The organism is Microcystis sp. LE19-41.2A (assembly GCF_027530405.1).
GTDB classification, from domain to species: Bacteria; Cyanobacteriota; Cyanobacteriia; order Cyanobacteriales; family Microcystaceae; genus Microcystis; species Microcystis aeruginosa.
On record NZ_JAPZQJ010000157.1, the window covers coordinates 22,833 to 30,041 of the forward strand.

8 protein-coding genes are annotated in these 7,209 nt (G+C 42.9%); 5 read left to right on the forward strand and 3 right to left on the reverse strand.

Features of this window, described 5'->3' with window-relative positions; genetic code table 11:
- Positions 1–22: 22 nt before the first annotated feature.
- Complete coding sequence (locus tag O9290_RS06675) at positions 23–802, reverse strand: Crp/Fnr family transcriptional regulator (RefSeq protein WP_004159575.1); 780 nt, start codon at positions 800–802, stop codon at positions 23–25.
- A 170-nt stretch (positions 803–972) separates the two neighbouring features.
- Between O9290_RS06675 and O9290_RS06680 the strand changes: the two genes are divergently transcribed.
- The 5 genes from O9290_RS06680 (at position 973) to O9290_RS06700 (ending at position 5,265) form a co-directional block, all read left to right on the forward strand.
- Positions 973–2,016: a sulfate ABC transporter substrate-binding protein gene (locus O9290_RS06680; protein WP_288035493.1), complete on the forward strand. Its 1,044-nt coding sequence runs from the start codon at positions 973–975 to the stop codon at positions 2,014–2,016.
- 11 nt (positions 2,017–2,027) lie between these two features.
- Positions 2,028–2,369: an NIL domain-containing protein gene (locus tag O9290_RS06685; protein ID WP_002768372.1), complete on the forward strand. Its 342-nt coding sequence runs from the start codon at positions 2,028–2,030 to the stop codon at positions 2,367–2,369.
- A 19-nt stretch (positions 2,370–2,388) separates the two neighbouring features.
- Positions 2,389–3,231, forward strand: coding sequence for a sulfate ABC transporter permease subunit CysT (cysT, locus tag O9290_RS06690; protein WP_004159580.1), 843 nt, complete (start codon positions 2,389–2,391; stop codon positions 3,229–3,231).
- A gap of 41 nt (positions 3,232–3,272) precedes the next feature.
- Positions 3,273–4,115 (forward strand): sulfate ABC transporter permease subunit CysW, encoded by an 843-nt coding sequence (gene cysW, locus O9290_RS06695; RefSeq protein ID WP_002797969.1) that lies wholly within the window; start codon positions 3,273–3,275, stop codon positions 4,113–4,115.
- A 109-nt stretch (positions 4,116–4,224) separates the two neighbouring features.
- Positions 4,225–5,265: a sulfate/molybdate ABC transporter ATP-binding protein gene (locus tag O9290_RS06700; protein ID WP_288056306.1), complete on the forward strand. Its 1,041-nt coding sequence runs from the start codon at positions 4,225–4,227 to the stop codon at positions 5,263–5,265.
- A gap of 46 nt (positions 5,266–5,311) precedes the next feature.
- On the opposite strand, the gene O9290_RS06705 is transcribed toward O9290_RS06700, so the two are convergent.
- Together O9290_RS06705 and O9290_RS28120 are read right to left on the reverse strand one after the other, a co-directional pair.
- Positions 5,312–6,835 (reverse strand): class I SAM-dependent DNA methyltransferase, encoded by a 1,524-nt coding sequence (locus O9290_RS06705; protein WP_288056307.1) that lies wholly within the window; start codon positions 6,833–6,835, stop codon positions 5,312–5,314.
- An 18-nt stretch (positions 6,836–6,853) separates the two neighbouring features.
- Positions 6,854–7,072, reverse strand: a complete 219-nt coding sequence (locus tag O9290_RS28120; protein ID WP_353852127.1) for a DUF2283 domain-containing protein — start codon at positions 7,070–7,072, stop codon at positions 6,854–6,856.
- Positions 7,073–7,209 lie beyond the last annotated feature (137 nt).

The following is a 7,209-nucleotide window of genomic DNA, read 5'->3' on the forward strand; positions in this document are numbered from 1 at the left end:
AGATTTATTCAGCAGCTCCTACTTATCTTAGGGGCCACCAATTAACTTTATCCCGGGTGGCACTGTACACTTCTTTTAAACCCTCGGCATCTAGTACCCGAATTAAATCCCCCGTCGATTCTGAGGCAATTAATCCCACGGTTTGCAATCCTTTTAATACCTGTTCGACGGTGCGTTGATTGAGTTGACAAGCGCGAGCAATCACATCGACGGATAAATCAAAAGTATAGATATTTTCAGCATCTGGTTGACTGCCTAATTCTCTTTCTTGATAGATTAAGGCTCTGAGTAAAGCCGCCACAGCTTGGGGTGGATAGCTACTGCAATTAAGCAAATGATACTCGAATTTTTGCTGTAATTCAAATAAAACACAGTACCGTTGACGAAAACTTTCGTTATCGTTGTAAATCTTTTCTAGTGCCGATAAGGGAATTTTCAGGACGTGGGTAGTTTTATAGGATTCCACCAAACAGGGAAAAGCGCGACTGGCTAAACCATAACTAAAGGGTAAACTCCTCATACCAAAACAGCCACCGGGGTAGGTAATGGCAATAATCCGGTCGAGGGGAGTGCTGCGGACGACGATTACACCCTCATCCAAAATCACATACAAAACATCTAGAAATTCATCGGGGAGAAAAGCCGTATAGACGGGACGATTGGAAAATAGCGTCTCTAACTTGAGATTGTCGGCATCGAGATACTGACTTAACCAAGCTTCCTCTAGTCCGCGAAAGAGAAAACTCTGGTTAATCAGTTGTTGTAGGAGGGTTGTTTTTTTGGCCTTGACGCTCTTGCCCATAGTCTCAAACCTAGATGTAGCACTGATTCCATCTTCTCACAGTTTCCCTTGTTATCACCTTATTCCCAATTTGTTTTATAAATGTATTGAAATTTTGTTTCCTGTGCTGTAGGATTAAACTACACCTGAAAACAGATACAACCTTAGAGTAAATCTCAGGAGCGCCGCCGATGCAGTTATCCCAGTCTTGTTTATCCCTACTCGTGGCAACTGTCCTGACGGGGGGAACGCTGGTATCCTGCACCCCATCCCCCACCAATAGCGGCAATGACAGCCAAAAACCCGTGACTGTGACGCTTGTTTCCTATGCTGTCACCCAAAGTGCCTACGAAAAAATCATTCCCAAATTTGTCGAGGAATGGCAACAAAAAACGGGGCAAAAGGTAACTTTTGAACAGAGTTATGGTGGTTCCGGTTCCCAAACTCGTGCCGTTATCGATGGTTTAGAAGCGGATGTGGTAGCGTTGGCTTTAGCTTTGGATACCAAGAAAATTGAGCAAGCGGGATTAATTCAACCCGGTTGGGAAAAAGAAGCTCCCAATGACTCTATTGTTCATAAATCTGTAGTGGCTTTTGTTCCTCGTGATGCCAATATTAAAATTAATAAATGGTCAGATTTAGCCAAGGATAATATTAAAGTTATTACCGCTAATCCCAAGACTTCTGGCGGAGCGCGCTGGAATTTTCTCGCTCTTTGGGGTTCGGTGACGCAAGCGGGAGGCAGTGAACAAGCGGCGCAAACTTTTGTCGAAAAAGTGTTTAAAAATGCGCCAGTTTTACCTAGAGATGCTCGCGAATCTAGTGATGTATTTTTTAAACAAGGCCAGGGAAATGTGCTGATTAATTACGAAAATGAGATGATTCTCGCTAACCAAAAAGGCGAGAAGTTGTCCTACACTGTTCCCACCGATTACAATATTTCTATTGATAATCCCGTGGCGGTTGTTGATGCCAATGTGGATAAAAAAGGTACGAGAAAAGTGGCTGAGGCTTTTGTGCAGTTTTTATTTACTCCCGCAGCCCAAAGAGAATTTGCTCAGGTGGGGTTTCGTCCCGTTGAACCGACGGTATTTAAAGAGTTTGAGAGTAAATTTCCTCAGATAAAAAATCTCTTTACCGTGCAGGATTTAGGCGGTTGGGATAAGGTACAAAAGCAATTCTTTGATGATGGAGCCTTGTTCGATAAAATTCTCACTAAAGCTGGTAAATCCTAAGGAGAAAAACCATGGATAATCAACCTCAATGGCAAACTATTAATCATCCCCAAAGTGACTTACATCTCGATCAATCAGGACTCGATCGCCCCACGTCCCGAAGAATAAAAATTCGGATTCCTAAACAATATATTAACGAGCCAATTATAGCACGTTTAGGGTCTTTTCCTGGTCTAAAAGTGAATATATTTTCCGCTTTGTTAGCGGCAAATAATAATCAAGATGGCTGGTTCGATCTACAACTACAAGGCAACTCCCAAGGGATAGAAAATGCCCTTTCCTATCTGGCAGATTTAGATGTAGAAGTTTGGTATGATTCAGCACAAGTTCTTGAAGAAGCGGACAATTGGTAATCTCTAGCAATAATAAACAATGGCTAACCCACAATTATCTTTATCTCCCAGTCAACCCCTGAAAAAAGTTTCTATTCCTTGGGTAATTACCATTAGTTATCTAGTGGTTTTGTTGGTTTTACCGGCGGCGGCACTATTTGCTAAATCCCTAACTCTTGGTTTTGCCGAATTTTGGCGCATTGCCACTTTACCGATTTCTTTATCCGCTTACCAAGTCACTTTTTTTACTTCCTTAATCGCCGGATTAATTGACGGAGTTTTTGGCACTATTATCGCTTGGGTATTAGTGCGTTATCGATTCCCGGGTAAAAAAATTGTCGATGCTTGTGTAGATTTGCCCTTTGCTTTACCCACTTCTGTTGCCGGTTTAGTCCTCGCCACAGTTTACAGTGATAACGGTTGGCTCGGTCAATTTTTTGCCCCCTTTGGCATTAAGATATCCTTTACCATTTTAGGGGTTTTTGTGGCGATGTTATTTATCGCTTTACCCTTCATTGTCCGCACCTTACAGCCAGTTTTACAGGAAATGGAAAAAGAGGTAGAAGAAGCGGCTTTATCCCTCGGTGCTTCCTCTTGGCAAATCTTCTGGCGAGTTATTTTTCCCACAATACTACCCGCTATTTTAACAGGAGTTGCCCTCGGTTTTGCCAGAGCGATCGGTGAATATGGTTCCGTAGTTATTATCTCCTCTAATATTCCCTTTAAGGATTTAATTGCCCCAGTTTTAATCTTCCAAAGACTAGAGGAATATGATTACACAGGTGCGACAGTAATCGGCATGGTTTTATTACTGGTTTCTTTGTTCATGTTAGTAGTAATTAATTTCCTGCAGCAATGGGGGCAAAAATACAGAGTTAAGTAAAGAGTAAAAAATATTAGGGTATAACTGGAGACAGATCAAAAATGCTGAGTCTAAAAAAATCAACTAAACCGAAAGAGTGGGATTACAAACCCCTACTAATTATCATCGCCCTTGTTTATCTGGCACTATTATTATTTATTCCAGCAGCGGCAGTATTTTACTATGCTTTTCGCAATGGATTCCAAGCTTTTTTAGAAGCGGCGGGAACTTCTGACTTTATCGAAGCGGTGAAATTAACAGTAATTATTGCCCTAATTACTGTACCTTTAAACACAATTTTTGGACTTTGTGCAGCCTGGGTAATTGCCCGCAATCAATTTCGTGGCAAAACTTTATTAATTAGTTTAATTGACTTACCTTTTGCCGTTTCTCCCGTGGTAGCGGGTTTAATGATTGTACTGCTCTATGGGCGCAATGGTTGGTTAGGTTCTTTCCTAGAATTTTTCGATATAAAAATACTTTTTGCTTTACCCGGAATGGTATTAGCAACTATATTTGTTACTATGCCTTTTGTCGCTAGAGAAGTTATCCCAGTCTTAGAAGAAATTGGCTTAGAACAAGAGGAAGCGGGGCGCACTTTAGGGGCAAGTGATTGGCAGATTTTCTGGCGCATAACTTTACCCAATATTCGTTGGGGATTGATGTACGGAGTGCTGTTAACTAATGCCCGGGCGATGGGAGAATTTGGGGCGGTTTCTGTGGTTTCTGGCAGTATTTTAGGGAGAACTGCTACCCTGCCAATTTTCGTAGAACAGGCCTATAAAAATTATCTAACTCCTGCCGCTTTTAGTGCGGCGGCTATTCTCGCCTTACTAGCGGGAGTTACTTTAATTATCAAAGAAATTCTCGAACGTAAAACCGCCCACAAAATTCACACTACCTAACTACAAAAAACCTAAAAATCATGAAGGCGTTGGGTTTCATGCTTCAACCTAACCTACATTCATCTTATATTTAATTCCACCCACCTACTTACACAAAAAACCTAAAAATATGAGTATTACCATCCACCAAGTTTCCAAACGTTTCGGTAATTTTCAAGCTTTAGATAATATCAGTTTAACCATTCCTGAAGGCAAATTAGTCGCCCTCCTCGGACCATCGGGATCGGGAAAATCCACCTTATTACGTTCAATTGCGGGATTAGAAACTCCCGACAGTGGCGCGATTATCATTAACGGACAAGATACCACCCATGTGGATCCTAGACGGAGAAATATCGGCTTTGTTTTTCAACATTATGCCCTATTTAAACATTTAACTGTTCGTCAAAATATTGCTTTTGGTCTAGAAATTCGCCAGCAAAAATCGCCAGTAATTAAGAAAAGAGTTGAGGAATTATTAGAATTAATTCAATTACAAGGATTAGGCGATCGCTATCCCGCCCAATTATCGGGAGGACAACGGCAGCGAGTAGCTTTAGCCCGCGCTTTAGCCATTCAACCGAATGTATTATTATTAGATGAACCCTTTGGAGCTTTAGATGCAAAAGTCAGAAAAGAATTAAGGGTATGGCTGAGAAATTTACACGAAGAAGTTCACGTTACCAGTGTTTTTGTTACCCACGATCAAGAGGAAGCAATGGAAGTAGCCGATACGATTGTCGTGATGAATCATGGTAAAATTGAACAGGTGGGTTCTCCCGCCGAAATTTACGATCATCCGGCCACACCTTTTGTGATGCAATTTATTGGGGAAGTGAATATCTTACCCAGTTTAGCAGGATTAGGAAATGGACATCATCCGGGTGATAATTCCACCGTTTTTATCCGTCCCCACGACCTGGAAATTATGCCCGAACAAGATGGTTTGAATAGTTGGGCAGTGGTAAAAAGAGTTATTCATTTAGGCTGGGAAATACAAGTAGAATTAATGTTAGCCGATGGGGAAATGGTGGTGGCTTATCTCAATCGGGAGGAATACAAGCAATTACAGTTACAACCAGAACAAACGGTACATTTAAAACCGAGAAAAGCGACCTTACTCACTGATTTTGACAATAAAAGTGAGAAAGTTATCGATTACTCAATTTAAAAACTCTAGGTTTATTAAAAATTTTTCATAAAGCTATAAGTGACCTTCACCGCTGCCACTTTCTCAGCACTGATAGAGTTAGAGCAACTTCTTTACCTTTCTCCTCAATAAAATCTAGCAATTCCTTGACGGTGCTTTTATCTTCATCTACTTTGGTGTTAAGATTGACAGCTTTGAGGTCAAAGTTTTTGGCTTCGATTTCTTCACGGGTGACTGTCCAACTCCTCTCACTATCTTCTCGGTTGGGTAATAGTTCTAGAAACTGCTGAAAGTGATTCATCATCAGGGGTTTGCGCTTGGTAACTTTGACATCGGACAGGTCATAATACCAGATTTTTTCAGTGGGTTTACCTTTAGTAAAAAAGAGGATGTTAGCTTTAACACCCCCACCGGCAGCCACAAAAGTCCCCGCGGGCAAACTAACGATACACCAGAGATTACAGTCGTTTAATAGTTTTCGTTTGCTCTGGACAAAGGCATTTTCATTGGTGCGAAATAACACCCCTTCATCTAGGACGATGCCGCAGCGTCCCCCCGGTTTCAAACTGTCGATAACGTGCTGTAAAAATAGGACTTGAGTGGCACTGGTTTTATAGGCAAATTGTGCCTGTACGGTCCTGTGTTCTTTGCCGCCAAAGGGGGGGTTAGTGAGGATAATATCGAACTGGGGCGGAGCATCTTGGAACAGGTCGCCATAGATGACTTCTCGGTTTAAGGTGTTGCCGTGCCAGAGGTGGGGGTAATCGATGCCGTGTAGGACTAAATTAGCGAGGGCAATGGGGTAGATGAGGTTCTCTTTTTCCCTTCCGTAAAAGGTTTTTAGTTTGATGGTTTCTAGCTGTTCGGGGGTGATGTCATCTGCTAGGAAATCGCGGATATATTCGTAGGATTGGGCCAGGAATCCGCCCGTGCCGCAGCAGGGGTCATAGATGGTTTCTCCTACTTGGGGGGCGATGGCTTTGACCATTGCCCGGATGACTTCCCGGGGGGTAAAGAATTGACCGCCATCGTTGTTTTTTTCTCCCATTTTCAACAGCAATCCCTCGTAAACTTGGGAGATGGGGAAGATGTGGGTAGGGTCAATGTAGTCGATTTCGTGGATTTTATCGAGGATGTCTAACAGGTTGGTTTCGGTGTCGATGCGGACTCGTTCGACACTGGATATGACCTCACTGATAATTTTTTGGCGGGGGGTGGCTTGGGGTTTGTTTTTGAGGCTTTTGAGGTAGGGAATGACTTCTTCATTGACAAAGGGCAGAAATTGACCCATTTGCCCCATTTGCAGGTTAAGGCGGCGGTTGCCTTGAGGGTTGGCCCAATCTCGCCAACGGTAGGGTTCGGGGATGGAATCGGCCAAAGAGTCCCCCACGGCTTCCGCTTCTTCCGCTTCTCGCTGTTCGGTGTCGTCAAGGATTTTGAGGAACAGTAGCCAACTGAGTTCGGGGACGTACTGTAAAGCACCGGCACAGTTGGAACGCCGCATGATGTCGCAGATGCCTTTGATGTAGCTGTTAAGTCCCTGTTGGGTGGTGAAGGTTTTACCGTTGTCGTTGCTGTTTTTTTTAGCCATTGAGTTTACCTAATTTGTCTAACCTGCCAAGCGGAGATTGGCAATGAGGGGGAGTTGGAGTTCGTTTTTTTCTTGCAGTCTTTGAGAAAAGAATAGGATTTCTAGGTTTTCGATTTCTTCGGTTTGGGGGTTGACTCTCACAATAATATCATCTCCTAATTCTTCGGATTCTTGTTCGGGATAGGGAGCGCATTTATTGATATAGAGAATGTCTCCCGTTGGGTCATATTTGATAATTAGGGTTTGCTGAAAAAGCTTTTCCTGGGGGCAGGGTGTGGGGTGTGGGGTGTGGGGTGTGGGGTTTTACCAGTTTTGAGGTGGTCAACTACCTAATTTTCAGGGAAAAAGTACCTGAATTTTCCCCCGATCCCCGC

Bases quoted from the DNA above. Each gene is read 5' to 3' on its own strand.
- O9290_RS06675 (WP_004159575.1), bottom strand. From the start codon at position 802: ATGGGCAAGAGCGTCAAGGCCAAAAAAACAACCCTCCTACAACAACTG.
- O9290_RS06680 (WP_288035493.1), top strand. From the start codon at position 973: ATGCAGTTATCCCAGTCTTGTTTATCCCTACTCGTGGCAACTGTCCTG.
- O9290_RS06685 (WP_002768372.1), top strand. From the start codon at position 2,028: ATGGATAATCAACCTCAATGGCAAACTATTAATCATCCCCAAAGTGAC.
- cysT (WP_004159580.1), top strand. From the start codon at position 2,389: ATGGCTAACCCACAATTATCTTTATCTCCCAGTCAACCCCTGAAAAAA.
- cysW (WP_002797969.1), top strand. From the start codon at position 3,273: ATGCTGAGTCTAAAAAAATCAACTAAACCGAAAGAGTGGGATTACAAA.
- O9290_RS06700 (WP_288056306.1), top strand. From the start codon at position 4,225: ATGAGTATTACCATCCACCAAGTTTCCAAACGTTTCGGTAATTTTCAA.
- O9290_RS06705 (WP_288056307.1), bottom strand. From the start codon at position 6,835: ATGGCTAAAAAAAACAGCAACGACAACGGTAAAACCTTCACCACCCAA.